We start from the raw sequence: 18,653 nt of genomic DNA on the forward strand, positions 1-18,653 counted from the left end.
CGAGAACTTCAGCGAGATCCCCGACGACTCCACGAGATAGCTGTGGCCTGCTCGTATGCCGCGCCCGCGCCGTCTCCCGCATCGCGGCGGCGCACGGCGTCGCAATCGTCTACGGCTACCCCGAGCGAGACGGCCGGGCCGTGCACAACTCCGTGGCCCTCGTCGGCCCCGACGGCAGCGCCCTCGCCGGCTACCGCAAGACGCATCTCTACGGCGGCTACGAGACGACCAACTTCTCACCCGGAGACCGGCTCGTCGTCCAGGCCGACCTGGAAGGCGTCCGGATCGGGCTTCTCGTCTGCTACGACGTGGAGTTCCCCGAGACCGTACGGGCCCACGCGCTCGCCGGAACCGAACTGCTGGTCGTGCCGACGGCGTTGATGCGCCCGTACGACATCGTCGCCGAGACGGTCGTACCCTCCCGCGCCTGGGAGAACCAGCTCTACATCGCCTACACCAACCGCCTCGGCCGCGAAGGGGAGTTCGACTTCGCGGGCCTCAGCGTCCTCGCAGCCCCCGACGGCACGGCACCCGCCAGGGCCGGACGCGGCGAGGAAGTGCTCGTCGCCGGAGTCGACACCGGCCTCCTTCGAGCCTCGCGGGACCAGAACCCCTACCTCGCCGACCGGCGCCCCGGCCTCTACGCCGCCTGACCCCGCCGGTCGTCAACACACCCGGCTTGCCCACGAGTTGAGCCGCCACGAACACCCGCACCCCACGCACAGGAGAAGCACGCGATGACGTCCACGGTGCCCACGGCCGTACACGAGGAGCAGCAGACCGCGGCCGCGCCGCTGACGATGTTCGGCCCCGACTTCCCCTTCGCCTACGACGACTTCCTCGCCCACCCGGCCGGGCTGGGCTCCGTACCGGCCACCGAGCTGGGCACCGAGGTCGCAGTCATCGGCGGAGGCCTCTCCGGCATCGTCGCCGCCTACGAGCTGATGAAGACGGGCCTCAAGCCGGTCGTCTACGAGGCCGACCAGATCGGCGGCCGGCTGCGCACCGCCTCCTTCGAGGGGTCCCAGGACGGGCTGACGGCGGAGATGGGGGCCATGCGCTTCCCGCCGTCCTCCACCGCCTTCCAGCACTACGTGGAACTGGCCGGCCTGGAGACCGTTCCCTTCCCCAACCCCCTTGCTCCCGGCACCCCTTCGACCGTCGTCGACCTCAAGGGGCAGTCGCACTACGCCCGTACGCTGGAGGACCTGCCGCCCGTCTACCACCACGTCATGGACGCATGGAACGCCTGCCTGGAGGACGGCGCCTCCTTCTCCGCCATGCAGCGCGCCGTACGGGAGCGCGATGTGCCGCGCATGCGTGAGATCTGGTCCCGCCTGGTCGACAAGTTGGACAACCAGACCTTCTACGGCTTCCTCTGCGACTCGCCCTCCTTCTCCTCCTTCCGGCACCGCGAGATCTTCGGACAGGTCGGGTTCGGCACGGGCGGCTGGGACACCGACTTCCCCAACTCCATCCTGGAGATCCTCCGCGTCGTCTACACGGGAGCGGACGACGACCACCGCAGCATCGTCGGCGGCAGCCAGCAACTCCCCCTGAAGCTTTGGGAGTTCGAGCCCGACAAGCTCACGCACTGGGCGCGCGGCACATCTCTCGCCTCGCTCCACCCCGGCCGTACGCACCGGCCCGCCGTCACCCGGCTGCACCGCACGGCGGGCAACCGCATCACCGTCACCGACGCCGACGGCGACATCCGCACCTACCGGGCGGCGATCTTCACCGCACAGTCCTGGATGATGCTGAGCAAGATCGACTGTGATGACGCGCTGCTGCCCATCGACCACTGGACGGCCGTCGAGCGCACCCACTACATGGAGTCCTCGAAGCTGTTCGTGCCCGTCGACCGCCCGTTCTGGCTCGACGAGGCCGTCGACGACAAGGGTGAGCCGACCGGCCGTGACGTGATGAGCATGACGCTCACGGACCGCATGACACGCGGCACGTACCTGCTGGACGACGGACCGGACCGTCCCGCGGTCATCTGCCTCTCCTACACGTGGTGCGACGACAGCCTCAAGTGGCTCCCGCTGGACGCCAATCAGCGGATGGAGGTGATGCTGAAGTCGCTCGGTGAGATCTATCCGGGCGTCGACATCAGGAGCCACATCACCGGCAGCCCCGTCACCGTCTCCTGGGAGAACGAGCCCTACTTCATGGGCGCGTTCAAGGCCAACCTGCCCGGCCACTACCGGTACCAGCGGCGGCTGTTCACCCACTTCATGCAGGACGCCCTGCCGCAGGACAAGCGCGGGCTCTTCCTCGCCGGCGACGACATCTCCTGGACCGCGGGCTGGGCCGAGGGCGCCGTGCAGACGGCGCTCAACGCTGTGTGGGGCGTCCTCCACCACCTCGGCGGCGGCACCGACCCCTCCAACCCGGGCCCCGGTGACGTCTACGACGAGATCGCGCCTGTCGAACTGCCGGAGGACTAGCGGACACCCCTAGGGCCTCGTGCAGCTGGATCAGGGGCGACTCGTGGCGGGGGAGTCGTTGGCCGACCGCCCCGCGCGCCAGCCGGACGAGCGGTGAGCCCGGGATGAACGGCCGCCCCGGGTCCGTACCCGGGGCGGCCGCCCTCACATCCCCGCTTCGCGCACAGCGGCGTACAACTCGCGGGCCGAATCGAGCAGTTCGGCCACATCGCGTGATCCCGCCTGCACGTCCACGATCGCCTCCTGGACCCCGGCCGCGACGCCTTCCGCAAGGTCCTCCACGATCTGCCCCACGCTTCCCTGATGGGGGCGCCGGTCACCGCCCATCGGCTTCGGCGTGATCCGCGCGCTGCAGCGCTGCACCAGAGTCAGGGAGTCGGGATCCCGCCCGTGGCTCTCGGCCAGCTCGCGGATCTTCGCCCAGGTCGAGGCCACCACCGGATGCGGTGTGAGGGAGGGGAGCCAGCCGTCCGCGCGGCGCGCGAGCCGGTCCAGCGTGCGGTCGTTGCTCGCCGCCAGCAGCACGGGGACGCGACCGGCCGCCGGCTTCGGACCGACATCGGACGCGGGGATGCGCGTACGGACACCCTCGTACGCCGATGGCCCGGGGCCCCACACCGTCTCGCACACGTCCAGAACCTCGTCCAGCAGCTCGCCCCTCCTGCTGAAGTCCACGCCGGCCGCGGCGTATTCGTCACGCGACCAGCCCGTGCCGAATCCGGCGACCATGCGGCCGCCGCTCGCCGCGTCCAACGAGCCCAGGGTGCGGGCCAGGTCGAACGGCGCGTGCAGCGGAGCGACCAGCACCGAAGTCCCCAGCCGCACGCGCTCGGTGACGGCCGCCGCGAGCGCGAGGGTCACCAGCGGGTCCGCGACGTGACGGAAGGTCTCGGGCCAGGGCCTGCCCGGCACGCGGTACATGCCGTCGACCGGTTCGTCCGGCACCAGAGTGCGCTCGAAGACCCACACGCTGTCGAAGCCGCACTCCTCGGCCTCCCGTGCCACTGCGGTCACATCGTGGCTCGCCCCGTACTGCTTCATCTGCGGCAGACCGAGGCCCAGGCGCAGTGTCATGTTTCCTCCCACGCGTCCCTCCGCCCGTACGGTGCGCACGGGCATCTCGCATCCCTAGACGAGAACACTCCGCCGTACAAGACCCCGTGGCCGAGTGGCCCGCGGCCGTCAGCGGACGGGAAGGGGCGTCAGCAGGCATCGTCCGGCCATGCCCACACCGGCGTCGAGACGCTCCGCGAACTCCTCGGCGAGCTGCGGCAGGCCGCGAAGCTCCCACAGAGTCCTGAACGCCGCCCACGCGCCGCCCCGCGCCATCTCCAGGCTCCAGGCACCCAGCAGATGGGTCAGCGGGTCCGCGACGTCGAGCATGTCCGGGCCGGGCATCAGCTCCTCCCGGATGCGCTCCTCCAGCCCGGTCAGCAGCTCACCGATGCGCTCGAAGTCGCCCTCCAGGGCCTACGGTTCGGCGCACCGGGACCAGCACGTCCCCAGCAGCGCCAGCGGCAGGTCGTGACCGATGTGGGCGTTGATCCCGGAGATGGCGAACTGAAGCGGCCGTACGGACGGATGGCGGCGGAGCTGGAAGAGCGGACGCCACGAGGCGGGCGTGCGGTCGCCCGTGGCCGACGCCTCCACAGCGCGCAGATAGCGGTCGGCGAAGCGCACGCCCAGCTCCTCGGCCGCTCCACGGTCGGTGAACCAGCCCGTATCCAGGCGCAGTTGAAGCTCTTCGGTCACCGCCAGATACACCCGGTTGAAGACCGCCACCCCGTCTCCGCGGGGCAGATCCGTGCTGATCGCGCGCATCCGCCGCACGACGTCCCGCACCGAGTCCGGCCGTCGCGGGCCAGGCTGGGCGAGGAGCGTGCACTGTCTCGAGTACGGAGGGGCATCGGACGCCCGTCGCAGGGGCGTCTGCTCGGTCGACGTCATCAACTCAGCGTGACAGGTCGGTGGCGTACGGTGGCGAATCCGCGGCGCACTGCGCCCGGACGGGGGACGGACGGGGCCGTACGAGCGCAGCGCACGGCCCTCGCTCACCGGCCGCTGAGGTCTCTCTCTCGCGTCGGGGCAGCGTCCGGACGGCCGTTGATCCCTTGCGGAGGCGGCTCAGTCCGCCGTCTCACCGGCCTTGGCTGCCCGGCCCGCCTCGTCGTGCTCCGGCGCCCGCGGTGCGGAGACTGCCGAGACGCCGCCGGCACCCGCCGTCGCCGCTGGGGGAGTTGTCTGCGTACGCAGCACTCCCGCCCCGAAGACCAATCCGAGCAGCAACACCGTGACAAGGCCGAACGAGAACCTCAGCGAGGTCGCCTCCGCGATCCAGCCGACCGCGGCGGGAGCGGCAAGACCGGATGCGTAGGCGAGCGTCGCGACGCCCGCGATGGCCTGCCCGGGGGCGGACGTCTTGATGCGTCCCGCGGCGGCGAAGCACAGCGGAACCACCACCGCGACGCCGACTCCGATCAGCGCGAAGCCGGTGATCGCGAGCGGAGAGGTCTCGGCGGCGACGACGAGCGCACAGCCGAGCGCGGCAAGGAGGCCGCTGGCACGCACCGTTCGGACCGGGCCCATGCGCCGCACCACGGCGTCCCCCACGAGCCGCGCGACGGCCATCGTGCAGGCGAAAGCGGTGAACGCCGCCGCAGCGAGCCCCGGATCGGCGTCGGTGACGTCGCGCAGATAGATGCCCGACCAGTCCATGGAGGCACCCTCGGCGAAGACCGCGCAGAGGCCGATGAGGCCGACCGCCAGCACACCCTTGCCGGGCAGCGCGAAGCGCGGCGGCTCCTCCGCGCCTGACTCGCCGGTCTCCGGATCCGCCGCGGACTCTTCCCGTACGTCCAGTGCCCAGCGGCTCGCGACGAGTGCCGTGACCGTCAACACCGGTGCGACCAGCGCCAGATGGATGCGGCCGTCGAGCCCGTTGTGCGCGGCCAGCGCGCCCACCGTGCCCCCCAGCAGCGTGCCCACGCTCCACATGCCGTGGAGCCCCGACATGAGTGAACGTCCGTACCGCTCCTCGATCTGCACGCCCTGCGAGTTCATCGCCACGTCCATCAGGCCCAGTCCGCACCCGTAGACGAACAGAGCCACGCACAGCCAGGGCAGACCGGGGGCGAGCGGAGGCAGTACGAGCGCCAGGCAGCACAGCACGGACAGCCATGTCAACGAGCGGCGGGGACCGTAGCGGTGCGAGAGGCGGGCGCAGAGCGGCATCGCGGAGGAGGCGCCCACGGTCAGGAAGACCAGAGCAAGGCCGAGCCAGCCGGGAGTGAGATCCAGGTGCTCCCGGATCCACGGGATGCTCGTGGCGAAGCTGCCGCTCGCGCCGCCGTTGACGGCGAAGACGACGGCGATCGCGCCCCGTGCCCGGCGAGTGGCGCCATCGGCACCGGTCTGCTGCATGTACGGGACCCTCCGGCCTGTGTGTTCGTTCCCCCTGCGCGCTGCGCGCACCTTTGCTCGCGCGCCCCACGGCCTGCACGATCCGGGCCACTGTACGGGGGGTCGTGCACCGTCGAACAAGAGGTTTCCGCAACGGGATCGAGCCAATTGAGAGCGCTCACATCCGGCGCTCCCCGCCGCGGTGTGCTGTGAGTGAGCCCACAGCACTCGGGAGCGTGCCCGGAGCGGCGGCGTGGCAGACTGGAGGCGTACCAGTGACGTCAGCGCACTCCGGGGTCGGTGAAAGTCCGAACCGGCGGTTACAGTCCGCGACCCGATCGCCTCCAGCGACCGGTTGACCAGGTGAAATTCCTGGACCGACGGTTAAAGTCCGGATGGGAGGCAGTGCGCGGCGGGCCGAGACCGGTACACCACCGCATCCGGGCGGTCCGTTTCCGTCGTATCCGCGACGGGGCCGGTTCCGCTTCCGAGGACCGTTCTGGTTCCAGGTGGTGTCCACCGCTCGCAAGCCCGTACACATCCCACATGCCCCGGAGTCCGTGCCCTAGAGGCAGGAGAGACCCGGTGGCCACCGACGCCGCAGTGTCAGCACCGTCAGCCGATCCGGCAGAGCGGGCTGCCATGCGCCGAGCGGTCGAACTCGCCGCCCGCGGGCTGGGATCCACCAGCCCCAATCCGGTCGTCGGCTGCATCGTGCTCAACTCCGAGGGCTTTCCCGTCGGTGAGGGCTGGCATCAGCGGGCCGGCGGCCCGCACGCCGAGATCCACGCACTTGCCGAGGCCGGTGACGACGCCCGCGGAGGCACCGCGATCGTCACCCTCGAACCCTGTGACCACACCGGCCGCACCGGCCCCTGCTCTCTGGCGCTCATCGACGCGGGCATCGCGCGCGTCGTCTACGCCGTCGCCGATCCCGCCGCGGGCGGAGGCGCCCGCAGGCTCGCCGAGGCGGGCGTCGACGTGGAGCGGGGGCTGCTCGCTGAGGAGGCCGTGGCCGGCAACGCCGCCTGGCTCACCGCGATGCGGCTGCAGCGCCCGTACGTCATCTGGAAGTACGCCGCGACACTCGACGGCCGTATCGCAGCGGCCGACGGCTCGAGCCGCTGGATCACCTCCGACGAGGCGAGGGCGGACGTGCACCGGCTCAGGGCCCGCACCGACGCCGTGATCGTCGGCTCCGGCACGGCCCGCGAGGACGACCCCCACCTGGCGGTGCGCGGTGTCGCCGGAGCCGTCCAGCCGCTGCGGATCGTCATCGACACCGACGCCAAGTCCGTACGGCCCGGCGCGCGCGTCCTCGATGACGCCGCCCCCACCCTGATCGCCGTCGCGGACGACGCCGACGCCGGTGAACTCGAGCGCACCGCAGAGCTGTTGCGCCTTCCACGCGCCGCCGAGGGACGCCCGGGGCTGGACCTGACGGCGCTGCTGGACGCACTGCACGCCCGCGAGGTGCGGTCGGTCCTGCTGGAGGGCGGCCCGACGCTCGCCGGCGCGTTCGTCGAGGCCGGCGCCGTCGACGAGGTCATCGGCTACATCGCGCCCGTACTGCTGGGCGCCGGACCCGCGGCGCTCGGGCACGCCGGAATCGCCACCATCGCGCAGGCGTTGCGGCTGAAGGTGACCGAATCCGTACGTGTCGGCGCCGACTTGCGCATCACCGCGGTTCCCGAAGGCGCTCCCCGCGCCAAGGCCACCGCTGCTTCCGCTGCCGCCACCGCTTCCACTGCTGCCACCGAGGAGTCCTGAGTGTTCACCGGAATTGTCGAAGAACTGGGCGAGGTCGTCGGCGTCGACGAACTGCCGGGCGCCGCCCGCTTCCGGCTGCGCGGCCCCGTCGTGACGGAAGGCGTCCGGCACGGCGAGTCGATCGCCGTCAACGGCGTCTGCCTGACCGTCGTCGAGACCTCCGACGGCGAGTTCACGGCCGACGTCATCCAGGAGACCCTCACCCGCTCCAGCCTCGGTGCGCTGAGCGTCGGCTCCCGCGTCAACCTCGAACGCCCGCTGGCACTCGGCGGCAGGCTCGACGGACATCTCGTCCAGGGCCACGTCGACGGCACCGGCCACATCACCCGGCGTACCGAGGACGGCACGGTGGAGGTCCAAGTGCCGCCGGGGCTGGCGAGGTACATCGTGGAGAAGGGCTCCATCACCGTCGACGGCGTGAGCCTCACCGTCGTCGAGGCAGGCGACGAGCACTTCACGGTCAGCCTGATCCCCACCACCCTGGAGCTGACCACTCTCGGCATCAAGCGGCCCGGAGACCCGGTCAACCTCGAGGTCGACGTACTGGCCAAGTACGTCGAGCGGCTGCTCGGGAAGGAAGCCGTCCGATGAGCGGACTCGAGTGGCTGAACAGCCAGGCGTTCACGGCGTTCGGCCAGCACGTGATCTACTCCGACATCATCGGCAACGTCGTCGGACTGGCCGCCCTCGCACTGGGCTGGCGGCGCTCCATCCTCACCTGGCCCGTGCAGCTGCTCTCCGGCGTCATCCTCGTCGGCGCCTACTACTCGGCCCAACTCGCCGGCGGAGTGGGCAAACAGCTCCTGGTCATCGTCGTCGCCGTGTGGGGCTGGCGGCAGTGGCGGAGCGGCAAGCAGCAGACCGGGGACGGGACCATCGCCGTCCGCTTCGCCGGCGCACGCGAGCGGACGCTGCTCCTGGCCGGCACGGTATTGGGCACCCTCGCCGTCGGCTCGCTCTTCACGCTCGTACCGAGCCTGTCGTGGAACCCGTGGCCCGACGCGTACATCTTCGTGGGCACCCTCGCCGCCATGACCGCCCAGGCGCGAGGCCTCGTCGAGTTCTGGTTCGCCTGGCTCCTCGTCGACGTCGTCGGCGTCCCCCTGGCCTTCAGCAGCGGGCTGGCCTTCTCCGGCCTCGTCTACGTCGTCTATCTCGGGCTCGTGCTCTGGGGTCTGCGCAGCTGGTGGCTGCGGACGCGGACGGCCACTGCGGAGACCTCCGCGCCGCACCGGGGCGCGGCGGAAGGAGCGGTCCCATGAACGGCACCGGCAACGGCGCCGGTCCGGCCCCCGGCACCAACCCCACGACCCGAACCGACGGCCCGGGCGGGCCTCACGAAGGAGTCGCAGGCATGAACGCAGCCCCGAGCCCCTACGCGGCGGAGCAGGCAGGAGACGGGCAGGACGGCGGCCCGGTGGACTTCACCCTGGACCCGGTCGAGCGCGCCATAGCGGACATCGCATTGGGCAGGCCCGTCGTCGTGGTCGACGACGAGAACCGGGAGAACGAGGGCGACCTCATCGTCGCGGCGGAACGGATCACCCCCGAGATCGTCGCGTTCATGATGAGCGAGTGCCGGGGCCTGATCTGCACGCCCATGGAGGCCTCCGACCTCGACCGGCTCGACCTGCCTCAGATGGTCGAGCGGAACTCCGAGGCGCAGGGCACGGCCTTCACCATCTCGGTGGACGCCGCCGCCCGCCACGGCGTGACCACCGGCATCTCCGCAGCCGACCGGGCCGCCACCATCCGCCTGCTCGCCGACGCTGAGACCGTGCCCGCCGACTTCGTGCGCCCCGGGCACGCCTTTCCGCTGCGTGCCAAGCCCGGCGGCGTCCTGGCGCGGGCCGGCCACACCGAGGCCGGAGTCGACCTCGCCCGGCTCGCGGGGCTGCGCCCGGCCGCTGCCATCGTGGAGATCGCGGGCGAGGACGGCACCATGCTGCGGCTGCCGGAGCTGCTGCCATTCGCCCGCAAGCACAATCTCGCGATCATCTCCATCGAGGACCTCATCGCACACCGCAGGAAGGCCGAGCCGACGGTCCGGCGCGAGGCCGTCACGCGGCTGCCCACGCGCCACGGCGAGTTCAAGGCGTACGGATACCGCTCCGCCGTCGACGGGGTCGAGCACATCGCCCTGGTCGCGGGTGACCTCGCGGAGGTGGACGGCGAGGACATCCTGGTGCGCGTGCACTCCGAGTGCCTCACGGGCGACGTCTTCGGTTCGCTGCGCTGCGACTGCGGCACCCAGCTGGAGACCTCGCTGGAGCGCGTGCAGGCCGAGGGCCGCGGAGTGGTGCTGTATCTGCGCGGGCACGAGGGCCGCGGAATCGGCCTGCTGTCCAAGCTGCGCGCGTACGAGCTGCAGGAGCGCGGCCGCGACACCCTCGACGCCAACCTCGAACTGGGGCTCCCCGCCGACGCGCGTGACTACGCCGCCGCCGCCCAGGTGCTCGACGACCTCGGCGTACGTTCGCTGAGGCTGATGACCAACAACCCGGAGAAGACGGCCGCGCTCACGGAGTACGGGCTGCGCGTCAACGCGCGTGAGCCCATGCCGGTGCAGGCGGGCGAGCACAACCTCCACTACCTGCGTACCAAGCGGGACCGCATGGGCCACGACCTTCCGGGGCTCGACGTGGAGCCGGTCTCTCCCTGCGCCAACCAGTGAGCGGCGACCAACGCCGGCGCCGTGAGGCGTGACCCGAGCAAGAGCCCGAACATGAACCGAAACATGAACCCGAGCCGGCCCGGCGCGAGCCCGGTCGCCCCGGTCCCCGAAGCGGGTCGAAGGACCCGGACAACCAACTCAGCACTCAGGCAAGGAGCATCGTGAGCGGCAAGGGCGCCCCCGAACTGTCCGTCAAGAACTGCGGCGACCTGCGCGTGGCCGTGATCGCCGCCCAGTGGCACGAGCAGGTCATGGACGGCCTCGTGGACGGGTCGCTGCGCGCCCTGCGCGAACTCGGCATCGACGAGCCGACGCTGCTGCGCGTCCCCGGCTCGTTCGAGCTGCCCGTGGTCGCCAAGGTGCTCGCCGAGCGCGGGTACGACGCCATCGTGGCGCTCGGTGTCGTCATCCGCGGAGGCACACCGCACTTCGACTACGTCTGCCAGGGCGTGACGCAGGGGCTGACGAAGGTGTCCGTCGACTGTGGCGTCCCCATCGGCTTCGGCGTGCTGACCTGCGACACCGAGGAACAGGCCCTGGACCGGGCGGGGCTATCGGGCTCCTCCGAGGACAAGGGCCACGAGGCGGTCACCGCCGCGGTGGCGACCGCCTCCGTGCTGCGCACCGTGGCCGAACCCTGGCGCTAGCGGCCGCGGGGGCTGCACGTAGAGTTGAGAGCACCATGGCGAACAAGACATTCGAGGAGCTCTTCGCCGAGCTCCAGCAGAAGGCCGCCACCGGCGACCCCATCACCTCCCGCACGGCGGAACTGGCCTCCCAGGGCGTGCACGCCATCGGCAAGAAGATCGTCGAGGAGGCCGCCGAGGTGTGGATGGCCGCCGAGTACGAGGGCGACGAGCGGACGGCGGAGGAGATCTCGCAGCTCCTCTACCACCTCCAGGTGATGATGATCGCCCGCGGCGTCTCCCTCGAGGACGTATACGCTCACCTCTGAGTTCGCACCGCCGCGTCCGCCACGCGGCCCCGGCGCCCGGACCCGCTCCCACAAGACGTACACACCCCACGCACCCACGCAAAGAAGGAAGCCCGCACCATGCTGCGCATCGCCGTCCCCAACAAGGGTTCACTGTCCGAGCCTGCGGCGGAGATGCTCCATGAGGCGGGCTACCGGCAGCGCAAGGACCGTCGCGAACTGGTGCTCGTCGACACGGAGAACGAGGTCGAGTTCTTCTTCCTGCGGCCGCGCGACATCGCCGTCTACGTCGGCTCCGGCAAGCTCGACATCGGCATCACCGGCCGCGACCTCCTCCTGGACTCGGGAGCGAGCGCAGAGGAGATCCTCCAACTCGGCTTCGCAGGCTCCACGTTCCGCTACGCCACGCGCCCCGGCACCGCCGAGTCCGTGCGCGACTTCGGCGGCATGACCGTGGCCACGTCCTTCTCCGGCCTGGTCACCAACCACCTTGCCGAGAACGGCGTGAACGCGTCCGTCGTGCACCTCGACGGTGCCGTGGAGACCGCCATCCAGCTCGGCGTCGCCGAAGTCATCGCCGACGTCGTGGAGACCGGCACCACCCTGCGCAACGCCGGCCTGGAGATCATCAGCGAGCCGATCCTGCACTCGGAGGCCGTGGTCGTACGCGGCAAGGACGCCCCTGACGACGACCCGAAAGTCCGCCAGTTCCTCCGCCGGATGCAGGGCGTCCTCGTCGCCCGGCGCTACGTGATGATGGACTACGACATCCGCGCGGAGCACCTCGAAGCGGCCGTCGCCCTCACACCGGGGCTCGAGTCGCCCACGGTCTCCCCGCTGCACGACCAGGGCTGGGTCGCCGTGCGCTCCATGGTCCGCACGAAGGAGGCCCAGCGAATCATGGACGACCTATACGAGTTGGGCGCCCGCGCCATCCTCACCACAGGCATCCACGCCTGCCGCCTCTGAGGCGTGCCGCCCTGTCAGGATCCCGGATGATGAGTGAACTGCCCGCCCTCCCCGTCACGTTCCGCCCCACGCGCACCCGCGTCGTGCTCATCAGCGTGGGCGTCGCGGTCTTCGCCGTGCTCACGCTGATCGGTCTGACCATTCCGGCGTCGAGCCCGGGGGAGAGGGTCAGCTTCGTCTTCACCGGGCTGCTCTTCCTCGGCGTGCTCCTGCTCCTCTCGCGTCCGCACGTCATCGCGGACGAAGGCGGAGTCACCGTCGTCAACCTGACCACCCGGCGCCGCCTCGAATGGGCGGAAGTGCTGGGCGTGATCCTCCGCCCCGGGGACCCGTGGGTCTCCCTCGACCTCGCGGACGGCACCAACCTGCCCGCGATGGGCATCCAGCCCGGAATCGCCAGGCAGCAGGCCATCGCCGACGCGCGAGCCCTGCGCGCCCTCGCGGAGAAGCACGGCACGGGGGACACGGTGCACTGACAGGCAGCCCACCGCCACGCCAGTCCCTCCGCCCGGGCGGAACCAATTCGTCCGGCCGACGCCTCTGCCGCAGGCTCGGCAGTCTTGATTACTCTGGTCGGAATGGCGGTTCCGCCGGACACCCGCATACGACCCCGTCCCCTGCCTTCGGCGGGGAGACCCCCAACCCGAGGAGTGACTCCCGTCGCCAATGGACGGATCGTCCTGTAGTACCTGCGCTGTGCCTCCCCTGCCGGACCGGGGAGTCACAGCATGACCCTGTCACTCGTACTGCTCGCCGCGGCCTTCGTGCTGATTCTGGCCAACGGCTTCTTCGTCGCCGCGGAATTCGGCCTCGTCACCGTCGAGCGCCCCGAGGCCGAGCGTGCCGCGGCCGAGGGCGACCGCCGGGCCCGCGCCGTCACCGCCGCCCTCCGGGAGCTCTCCTTCCAGCTCTCCGGCACCCAGCTCGGAATCACCATCACCTCGCTCGTCGTCGGCATGCTCTGCGAGCCCGCCCTCGCCCAGCTGCTGAGCCCGCCGCTGAGTGCCGCGGGTCTGCCCGAGGGAGCGGTGCCCGGTGTGGCAGTCGGGATAGGCATGCTGTTCGCCTCGGCGGTCCAGATGGTCATCGGCGAACTCGTGCCGAAGAACTGGGCCGTCTCCCGGCCGCTGGCCGTCGCCCGGTTCGTCGCCCGCCCGCAGCGGCTCTTCTCCGCCGCGTTCCGGCCCCTGATCACGCTGCTCAACGCGATCGCCAACCGCATCGTCGGCGCCTTCGGCGTGCAGCCCGCGGAGGAGCTCGCCTCCGCCCGCACCCCCGGCGAACTGGTCTCCCTCGCACGGCACTCCGCACGCGCCGGCGCCCTCGAACAGGACACCGCCGACCTGTTCGTACGCACCCTCTCCCTGACCGGGCTGACCGCACAGCACGTGATGACCCCGCGCGTCCGGGTGTGCGCACTGCAGGCCGGCGCCACCGCCGAGGACGTACTCAACCTCACGCGCGCCACCGGCCTCTCCCGCTTCCCGGTCTACGGCGAACGGCTGGACGAGATCATCGGCACGGCCCACCTGAAGGACGCACTCGCCGTTCCCGCCCAGGAGCGGCTGCGGACCCCGGTCTCCGACATCGCCGCATCCGCGCTGCTCGTGCCGGAGACCCTGCCCGTGCAGCCGCTGCTGGCGCGGCTGCGGAGCGAGGCGCCCATCGCCGTGGTCGTCGACGAGTACGGCGGCACGGCCGGGGTGGTCACCCTGGAGGACATCGTCGAGGAGCTCGTCGGCGAGGTACGCGACGAGCACGACGAGCACGATCTGCCGGAGCTCGCCCCCGCCGCACCCGACCCGGAAGGCCGCCCCGCCTGGGACGCCGACGGGTCCTGCCGCGTCGATGTGCTGCGCCGCATCGGGCTCGACGCGCCGGAGGGCCCGTACGAGACCGTGGCCGGACTCGTCGCCGACCGTCTCGGCCGCATCCCCGCACCGGGTGACGTCGCGCAACTGCACGGCGAGGAGGGCGCCGCGGACTGGCAGCTGCGTGTGCGGCTCGTCTCCCACCACCGTGCCGAGCGCGTGCGCATCGTGCGCGTGGGGGAGGGCGCCCGTACCGCGGCGCTCGCCGGGCGGGCCCAGCCCGCCGAGGGGAGCCGAGGATGAGCGCCCTGCAACTGGTCTTCGCCGCTCTGCTCGTGCTCGGCAACGGCTTCTTCGTCGGTGCCGAGTTCGCGCTGGTCTCGGTGCGCCGCAGCCAGATCGAACCACTCGCAGCCGACGGATCGGCCCGTGCCCGCAGGGTGCTGACCGGGCTGGAGAACCTGCCGCAGATGATGGCGGCCGCCCAGTTCGGCATCACGGTCTGTTCGCTGACGCTCGGCGCGGTGGCCGAGCCGACGCTGGCCCACCTGCTGGAGCCGCTCTTCCACGCGGCACGGCTGCCCGAGGCCCTGGTCCATCCGGTGGGCTACGTCATCGCGCTCGCCGTCGTCGTCTCCTGCCACCTCGTCATCGGCGAGATGGTGCCCAAGAACCTGGCGATGGCCGCTCCCGAGCGCACCGCGATGTTGCTGAGCCCCGCCCTGGTGGCCTTCGCCCGGCTGTGCCGCCCGGTGACCGCAGCCCTCGGCAACTGCTCGAAGCTGATCCTGCTCCTCTTCCGCGTCGAGCCCAGGGACGAGGTCGAGGCCGTCTTCACAAGCGAGCAGCTCACGGACCTCCTCGCGGACTCACGCCAGGCGGGGCTGCTGGACCACGAGGAGCACGAACGCCTCTCCGACGCCCTCGAACTCGGCTCCCGCCCCGTCACGGACGTCCTGCTGGCCCCTGCGTCGCTGGTGACCGTCAGACCGGACGTCACCCCGCGCGAGGTCGAGGAGCTGACCGTGCGCACCGGCTACTCCCGGTTCCCGATCTGCGCACCGCCCGACGGTGCCTTCATGGGATACCTGCACGTCAAGGACGTGCTGGACCTGACCGAGCACGATCGCGCCGTCCCGCAGCACCTGTGGCGCTCGATGACCACGCTGCGCGCCGAACTCCCCCTGGACGACGCGCTGGCGGCCATGCGGGGCGCGGCCTCGCACCTGGCGGCCGTCGCGGACGGTTCGGGGCGGGTGCTGGGTCTTGCCGCGCTGGAGGACGTGCTGGAGATGCTCGTCGGCGAGGTGCACGACCCGGCACACGAAGCCGCCGGCACACCGCCGCGCCAGCGGACGCAACCTCCGGCAGAAGGGAAGGGCGCCTCGAACTCCCCGGCGGAGGAGGGGACTTCGGCCGAGCAGGCGGACGCGTCCGTCAGGTCAGCGGAGGCGGCGGGTCAGCGCGCGGACCGTCAGGGCCCCGCCCGGACAGCACCTCACCGTACGCCTGCATGAGGTCGGGCAGCCGCAGTGTCGACAGGTCGTCCCGGGTGGGGGTGCCCGGGTAGCCGGTGAGCCGGAGATCGCGGTACGCGCAGCTCTTCTCGTAAAGGGTGCGCAGGAAGCGGCCGTTGCCCAGCTCGTCGACCCAGCCCTGGTCGACGACGTGCCCGCTGATGCTGCGCATCTCGTCCAGGCTCTCCTCGTCCCACACGTCGCCGTTCTCCGCGGCCAGCACCTCGCCGATCGCGGTCAGCTCCAGTGGACGGTAACTGGGGAAGTCGACGCGCGTCGTGAACCGGGACGACAGGCCCGGGTTGGCGGCGAGCAGCCGGTCCATGCCCTCCCGGTAGCCGGCGAGGATGACCACGAGCTGGTCGCGGTTGTCCTCCGCCCGCTTCAGCAGCACCTGCAACGCCTCGTCGCCGTAGGCGTCGCCCTTGCTGTAGCCGGAGTTGGCCAGGGAGTAGGCCTCGTCGACGAAGAGCACGCCGCCCATCGCCGAGTCGATGAGCTCGTTGGCCTTCACGGCCGTCTGCCCCAGGAACTCGCCCACCAGATCGGCCCGTTGGGCCTCCACCAAGTGGTCGCCGCCCAAGAGTCCCAGCGCGTAGAACGCCCGGCCGAGTATTCGGGCCACCGTCGTCTTGCCCGTGCCGGAGGGGCCGGAGAAGACGAAGTGCCGTTTCGGCGGCTGCACCGGCAGGCCCTGGGCGGCGCGCAGCCGCGCCATGTGCAGCTGCGCGGAGAGGGCGCGCACCTGCCGCTTGACCGGCTCCAGGCCGACCATCCGCTCCAGTTCGTCCAGCGCCTGCGCCAGCAGCACCGGGTCCGAGGGGCCGGTGAGCACCCGTTCCACACCGGGATCGGTGGTGTGCGGCACGATCCGGTCCCGTACGGCGTCGGAGTCCACCCGCACCGGTTCGGCCGGGTCACCGGAGTCCTCCAGGCGCAGCGCGTCGGCCTCGGGGTCCACATCGGGGTCGGCACACTCGGCCGGGTCGGGAGCGTCGAGTCCGCCCGGGGGCGGGACGGGGCCCGTGGCCGTCTCGCCGGGAGGGCCGTCGCTCTCCATGCCCGCGTCGAGACCGCCCTCCATCCCGTCGAGGCCGTCCAGCCCGCCGCGACCGCCCCGGCCCGCACCGCCCGTGCCCGTACCGGCCATGGTGACCGCAGCGGCCAGATCGCCGGGGTCGCCGAGACCGTCGCCCTCGGCGATGGTAGTCAGCCGGGCCGCGGTGTCCCTGAAGGCGGGGTCTATGCGGTGCACCGCGCGGTACAGCGGCAGCGCGGCGGCGCTGCGGCCCGTGCCCTCGCGGGCGCGCGCGAGCCAGTAGCGAAGCTCCTTGCGCTGCGGCTGTTCACTGCGGCAGCGCATCAGGGCGGCGGCGAGCAGCGGTTCGGCCTGCCCGTACATCTCCAGGCGCACTCGCGCCATCCCGGCGAAGAGCCCCGCCTCGATGCCCAACAGCGGGTCGTCCACGAGCAGTTCGGTGTGTGCGACGAGCCGCTCCCAGTCCTTGGCGAGGTACGCGCGGCACGCGTGCAGGAAGCGGACCTGGGCGTCGGTCTCCACGGGAGGGCAGTCGGCCAGCGCCCGGTCGAGTTCGGCGACGTGCCGTCCGTCGAGCCAGTGCGAGGCGTGCGCCAGCAGCAGATCGCGTTCGCTCTCCAGCACTGGCTGGACCCACCAGCCCAGCCAGTACCAGGAGTTGAGGTTGCGGGCGTAGCGCGAGCGCTGCTCACCGAAGCGCTGCCGGTTCTGGTACATGCGCAGCAGGGCGGTGGGGGTGTCGGCGCGAAGTGCGTGCAGACCGAGCCAGCCGTCGGCCATGCCCGGGTCGAGCCGGACGGCGGTGTGGAACTCCTCCTCGGCCTGGGCGTACTGCCCCACGGTGTAGGCGTCCACTCCGCGAAGCCAGGCGAGATCGGCAGGGGCGTGCAGGTGCTGGCTGCCCTGCGTGCCGTAATCCATCACGTCCCCCACGAAACGTCCCCCGTCATCCGCCGACGGCTGCCCGCTCCACCCCTTGGGACATCGCCCCCCGGGATGTCCCCCGCGCCGGATGACCGGCGACCGGATGAGGCGTCGGACGAACGTCCGTGCTCCGGGCGGGAATTGGGGTCAGCTGACCCTGGTTTGCCCGGACTCCAGCGCCCCTACGCATCGTACCTGCGAGGTCGTCGCGTTCGAAGGGTGGTGCAGAAGTGCGGCAACGGACAGGAGGGAAGGACTCCGGTACGGGGACGGGTGGTCACGCACCGTGAGGAAGGAGCCGGCGGGATCCACCGGGACCGGAGGCGGACAGGACGAAGCCCCCGATCACGGGGGAACAACCGGGGGCTTCGCGCTGCAGGCGACCTGTACAGACCGCCTGTTGGAAACGTAATTCCTGTGGCCCTCCCGGGTCAAGCGGCTCCGAGCCACCGCCGCCGGGGCGGGCCGGAGCCCGCCTGGGGGAAGGTGCATGCACGCCCAACGGGTAACCAAGAGTGACGAGTTGGGACTGTCAGCGGCATCCCACAGGTCCCGTGCGCACCTCGTATCCCCGGGCTCCCTGGCGCACCACGAGATTCGCATACGAATACGAGGCGTCCTCCGTGAAATGCTCGGTCTCGGCACGCGTCCAAGTTGTCCAGAAACCATCGAGCTCTTGGCCGTCCCGTAGCCGTCCGCGACGCCAGGCCTCATCCGCGCGGAGATCCATCCAGTGCACGCACGCCAGGTGCGGGCGCACAGCGCGGCGGCCGGCCCCCACCCCCTCGATGAGCACCACGGGCTCCGGCGGCACCTCGACGTCAGCATCCGGAGGGAAGCTCCGGCGCGTCCAGTCGTAGGCCGCGTAGCGCGCGGTCCGGCCCTGCGAGAGGGGAGTCAGGACCTGTTCCGTCAGCCGTCCGGTCCAGTCGAAGAAGGACTCGTGACTCGCCAGGTCGTCCAGGTGCACCACAGGCGCACCCCCCAGCTCCTCGGAGAGGCGGGCCGCGAACGTCGTCTTGCCCGACCCCGCGTGCCCGTCGACGGCCACGAGCCGCACCGGCCCGCAGGAGGGCGGCAGCGCCCGAAGACAGGCGGTGAGACGGGCGAGCGGGACGGGTATATGGGGATCGACGGGCGGGTTCATCGGACGCATCGGCTTC

General features: G+C 71.4%; 16 protein-coding genes, 1 pseudogene and 1 riboswitch. Of the genes and pseudogenes, 12 read left to right on the plus strand and 5 right to left on the minus strand.

Features of this window, described 5'->3' with window-relative positions; all coding sequences use genetic code 11:
• Nucleotides 1-653: carbon-nitrogen hydrolase family protein (locus tag H5J26_RS02645; protein WP_181764015.1), on the plus strand; the 653-nt coding region annotated here is incomplete at its 5' end.
• A gap of 84 nt (nt 654-737) precedes the next feature.
• The gene (locus tag H5J26_RS02650) at nt 738-2,453 is read left to right on the plus strand and encodes a flavin monoamine oxidase family protein (RefSeq protein WP_181764016.1); all 1,716 of its coding nucleotides are present in this window, start codon (nt 738-740) and stop codon (nt 2,451-2,453) included.
• Nucleotides 2,454-2,597: 144 nt separating this feature from the next.
• On the opposite strand, the gene H5J26_RS02655 is transcribed toward H5J26_RS02650, so the two are convergent.
• The 3 genes and pseudogenes from H5J26_RS02655 to H5J26_RS02665 form a co-directional block, all read right to left on the minus strand.
• Nucleotides 2,598-3,527 carry an LLM class F420-dependent oxidoreductase gene (locus tag H5J26_RS02655; RefSeq protein WP_181764017.1) on the minus strand — a complete coding sequence of 310 codons (930 nt, stop codon included), beginning with the start codon at nt 3,525-3,527 and terminating at the stop codon, nt 2,598-2,600.
• A gap of 108 nt (nt 3,528-3,635) precedes the next feature.
• A pseudogene (locus H5J26_RS02660) lies at nt 3,636-4,400 on the minus strand (DUF5995 family protein).
• A gap of 177 nt (nt 4,401-4,577) precedes the next feature.
• On the minus strand, nt 4,578-5,873 hold the full coding sequence (locus tag H5J26_RS02665) for an MFS transporter (protein WP_181764018.1): 1,296 nt from the start codon (nt 5,871-5,873) through the stop codon (nt 4,578-4,580).
• A gap of 261 nt (nt 5,874-6,134) precedes the next feature.
• A riboswitch (FMN riboswitch) is annotated at nt 6,135-6,265 on the plus strand.
• A gap of 229 nt (nt 6,266-6,494) precedes the next feature.
• Between H5J26_RS02665 and ribD the strand changes: the two genes are divergently transcribed.
• The 10 genes from ribD (at nt 6,495) to H5J26_RS02715 (ending at nt 15,527) form a co-directional block, all read left to right on the plus strand.
• On the plus strand, nt 6,495-7,622 hold the full coding sequence (gene ribD / locus H5J26_RS02670) for a bifunctional diaminohydroxyphosphoribosylaminopyrimidine deaminase/5-amino-6-(5-phosphoribosylamino)uracil reductase RibD (protein WP_235980355.1): 1,128 nt from the start codon (nt 6,495-6,497) through the stop codon (nt 7,620-7,622).
• Nucleotides 7,623-8,213, plus strand: a complete 591-nt coding sequence (locus H5J26_RS02675) for a riboflavin synthase (protein WP_181764020.1) — start codon at nt 7,623-7,625, stop codon at nt 8,211-8,213. It begins immediately after the preceding gene.
• The gene (locus H5J26_RS02680) at nt 8,210-8,884 is read left to right on the plus strand and encodes a nicotinamide mononucleotide transporter family protein (protein WP_181764021.1); all 675 of its coding nucleotides are present in this window, start codon (nt 8,210-8,212) and stop codon (nt 8,882-8,884) included. Before H5J26_RS02675 ends, H5J26_RS02680 begins: the two co-directional genes overlap by 4 nt.
• A 92-nt stretch (nt 8,885-8,976) precedes the next feature.
• Entirely contained in the window at nt 8,977-10,296 is a 1,320-nt protein-coding gene (locus H5J26_RS02685; RefSeq protein ID WP_181764022.1) for a bifunctional 3,4-dihydroxy-2-butanone-4-phosphate synthase/GTP cyclohydrolase II, read from the plus strand.
• 161 nt (nt 10,297-10,457) lie between these two features.
• A complete protein-coding gene (gene ribH, locus H5J26_RS02690; RefSeq protein ID WP_181764023.1) occupies nt 10,458-10,943 on the plus strand; it encodes a 6,7-dimethyl-8-ribityllumazine synthase in 486 nt (161 codons plus the stop codon).
• Between the two features lie 35 nt (nt 10,944-10,978).
• A complete protein-coding gene (locus tag H5J26_RS02695; RefSeq protein ID WP_181764024.1) occupies nt 10,979-11,251 on the plus strand; it encodes a phosphoribosyl-ATP diphosphatase in 273 nt (90 codons plus the stop codon).
• Between the two features lie 99 nt (nt 11,252-11,350).
• Entirely contained in the window at nt 11,351-12,199 is an 849-nt protein-coding gene (hisG, locus tag H5J26_RS02700) for an ATP phosphoribosyltransferase (protein WP_181764025.1), read from the plus strand.
• 26 nt (nt 12,200-12,225) lie between these two features.
• Complete coding sequence (locus tag H5J26_RS02705; protein WP_181764026.1) at nt 12,226-12,675, plus strand: PH domain-containing protein; 450 nt, start codon at nt 12,226-12,228, stop codon at nt 12,673-12,675.
• A 252-nt stretch (nt 12,676-12,927) separates the two neighbouring features.
• On the plus strand, nt 12,928-14,313 hold the full coding sequence (locus H5J26_RS02710) for a hemolysin family protein (RefSeq protein WP_181764027.1): 1,386 nt from the start codon (nt 12,928-12,930) through the stop codon (nt 14,311-14,313).
• Nucleotides 14,310-15,527 (plus strand): hemolysin family protein, encoded by a 1,218-nt coding sequence (locus tag H5J26_RS02715; RefSeq protein ID WP_181764028.1) that lies wholly within the window; start codon nt 14,310-14,312, stop codon nt 15,525-15,527. Before H5J26_RS02710 ends, H5J26_RS02715 begins: the two co-directional genes overlap by 4 nt.
• Here H5J26_RS02715 and H5J26_RS02720 read toward each other — a convergent pair.
• Nucleotides 15,448-17,499, minus strand: a complete 2,052-nt coding sequence (locus H5J26_RS02720) for an AAA family ATPase (RefSeq protein ID WP_181764029.1) — start codon at nt 17,497-17,499, stop codon at nt 15,448-15,450. The two genes, H5J26_RS02715 and H5J26_RS02720, sit on opposite strands and share 80 nt — an antisense overlap.
• A 523-nt stretch (nt 17,500-18,022) precedes the next feature.
• A complete protein-coding gene (locus H5J26_RS02725; protein WP_181764064.1) occupies nt 18,023-18,637 on the minus strand; it encodes a uridine kinase family protein in 615 nt (204 codons plus the stop codon).
• Between the last annotated feature and the right edge of the window lie 16 nt (nt 18,638-18,653).

The sequence above is a fragment of the Streptomyces albidus (ex Kaewkla and Franco 2022) genome (genome assembly GCF_013870515.1).
GTDB lineage: Bacteria > Actinomycetota > Actinomycetes > Streptomycetales > Streptomycetaceae > Streptomyces > Streptomyces albidus.